4 protein-coding genes are annotated in these 2,211 nt (G+C 61.8%); all 4 read left to right on the forward strand.

Going from position 1 to position 2,211, the window contains the following annotated elements; all coding sequences use genetic code 11:
• Nucleotides 1–314, forward strand: a 314-nt coding sequence (locus ACCD00_RS30520) for an energy transducer TonB (RefSeq protein WP_413428910.1), incomplete at its 5' end; no start/stop codon positions are given.
• Nucleotides 315–358: 44 nt separating this feature from the next.
• Nucleotides 359–1,084 carry a MotA/TolQ/ExbB proton channel family protein gene (locus tag ACCD00_RS30525; RefSeq protein WP_413428911.1) on the forward strand — a complete coding sequence of 242 codons (726 nt, stop codon included), beginning with the start codon at nt 359–361 and terminating at the stop codon, nt 1,082–1,084.
• 1 nt (nt 1,085) lies between these two features.
• A complete protein-coding gene (locus tag ACCD00_RS30530; protein ID WP_057399168.1) occupies nt 1,086–1,487 on the forward strand; it encodes an ExbD/TolR family protein in 402 nt (133 codons plus the stop codon).
• Between the two features lie 288 nt (nt 1,488–1,775).
• Nucleotides 1,776–2,211: alpha/beta hydrolase (locus ACCD00_RS30535; protein ID WP_413428912.1), on the forward strand; the 436-nt coding region annotated here is incomplete at its 3' end.

Here is a 2,211-nt window from a genome sequence, read left to right on the forward strand (position 1 = left end):
CGGCGCCACCTGCACCGCCGGCGCCCGCGCCTGTGACACCGGCCTCCGCCACTGCCGGCTACTTGAAAAACCCGGCACCGGAATACCCGTCGCTGGCCCAGCGTCGCGGTTGGGAAGGCACGGTGCTGTTGCGCGTGCATGTGTTGGCCAGCGGCAAGCCCGGCGAGATCCAGATCCAGAAAAGCAGCGGTCGCGATGCGCTGGACGAAGCAGCGCTGAACGCGGTGAAACGCTGGAGTTTCGTGCCAGCCAAACAAGGCGATGTCGCCCAGGACGGCTGGGTCAGCGTGCCCATCGATTTCAAGATTCATTAAACCGAAACCAAATTCGCGCGAAACGTTTACACGAGGAATACACCATGACGTTACTGGCATCTCCACTTGAATCCATCGAAAGCGCGGTGATCTGGCTGCTGGTGGTTTTTTCCGTCGCGACCTGGGGTTTGGCATTGCTCAAGGGCGTGCAGTTCGGTCGCCTCAAGGCACAGGATCGAAAGTTTCATCAACAGTTCTGGGCCGCTTCGAGTCTCGACTCGGCGGCCGAGCTGAGCGAAACCCGGCCCGGAGCGGCAGCTCGGGTTGCGCAGGCCGGTTATGCGGCAATCCAAGTGGGCGAGGCGCCGCAGGCGGCGGACCTGAGTCAGGCGATCAATCATCAGGATCGTCTGGAGCGTGCCTTGCGCCAGCAGATCGTGCGCGAGCGCCGGTCGCTGGAAACCGGGTTGGCGGTGCTCGCGAGCATTGGCAGCACCTCGCCGTTCATTGGTTTGTTCGGCACGGTGTGGGGAATCATGGAAGCGTTGAAGGGCATCAGCGCGGCGGGCTCGGCCAGCCTGGAAACGGTCGCCGGGCCCATTGGCGCGGCACTGGTCGCCACTGGTGTGGGGATCGCCGTCGCGGTGCCGGCGGTGCTGGTTTACAACTATTTTTTGCGCCGTTTGAAACTGACGGCGGCGGACCTGGATGACTTCGCCCATGACTTCTACAGCCTGGCGCAGAAGAGTTCGTTCCGCGTGCTGATCCACCCGACGGCGCACAAGGCGGCAGCCCAGGGCAACGTGCAGAAAGTGAAGGAGGCGTCCTGATATGGCCTTCTCCACGCAAGACACTGACGAGGTGCTCAGTGAGATCAACGTGACGCCACTGGTGGATGTGATGCTGGTGTTGCTGGTGGTGTTCATCGTCACCGCACCGCTGCTGACCAACGCGATTCCGATCAACCTGCCCAAGACCGAGGCGGTAGCGCCGGTGGAGCAGAAAGACCCGTTGGTGGTGAGCATCGACGGTGCCGGCAAACTGTTTATCAACAAGGACGAGATACAGCCGGATCTGCTGGAGTTCAACCTCAAGTCGGCGAAGGCCAGGGACCCCGAGGTGCGCGTGCAGTTGCAGGCGGACGATGGTGTGAATTACGGCGAAGTGGCGCGGGCCATGGCGTCGATCGAGCGGGCCGGGATCACCAAACTATCGGTGATCACTGCGCGTTAACGGATTTTCGTTTTCCGGGGCCGTCTCCTTGGCAGGGTGCGGCCCCTTTTTTTTGCCTCGATTTTCGCAACGCCGCAGTACCCCTGTGGGAGCGGGCTTGCTCGCGAATGCAGAGTGTCAGACGACAAGGATGTTGGATCTGATGGCCCCTTCGCGAGCAAGCCCGCTCCCACATTAGGTCGAGTTTAATATGCCATATAGGTCTTAATAAATAGCTTCTTATTCCTTAACGAATATATCTCGCCTCCCTATACTCGACCGGGAACAGACACGCAGGAGAGCTTCCCCATGCGCAACGAATCAATTCGCTACCTGATTGTGCCGGGCTGGCAAGGATCGCCAGAAGATCATTGGCAAAGCCACTGGCAGAACAGCCTGCCGAACAGCGCGCGGGTGGAGCAGGCCGACTGGCTGACGCCACGCCGTGAAGACTGGGTTGCGGCGCTGGCCGAGGCGATTGCCGCCGACAGCACGCCGGTCATCCTGATCGCCCATAGCCTGGGTTGCATCACCGTTGCTCACTGGGCGGCCACCGCGCCTGTGCAGTTTTTGCGTCAGGTGCGCGGTGCCTTGCTGGTCGCGCCGGCGGACGTCGAACGCCCGGCCTGCGCGCCGGCCTTGCGTAACTTCGCACCAATCCCGACGGACCTGCTGCCATTCCCGAGCCAGGTTGTCAGCTCTGACAATGACAGCGCCGTCAGCGCACCGCGAGCCCTGCAACTGG

The organism is Pseudomonas sp. Pseusp3, from assembly GCF_047304225.1.
Classification (GTDB): Bacteria; Pseudomonadota; Gammaproteobacteria; order Pseudomonadales; family Pseudomonadaceae; genus Aquipseudomonas; species Aquipseudomonas fluorescens_CD.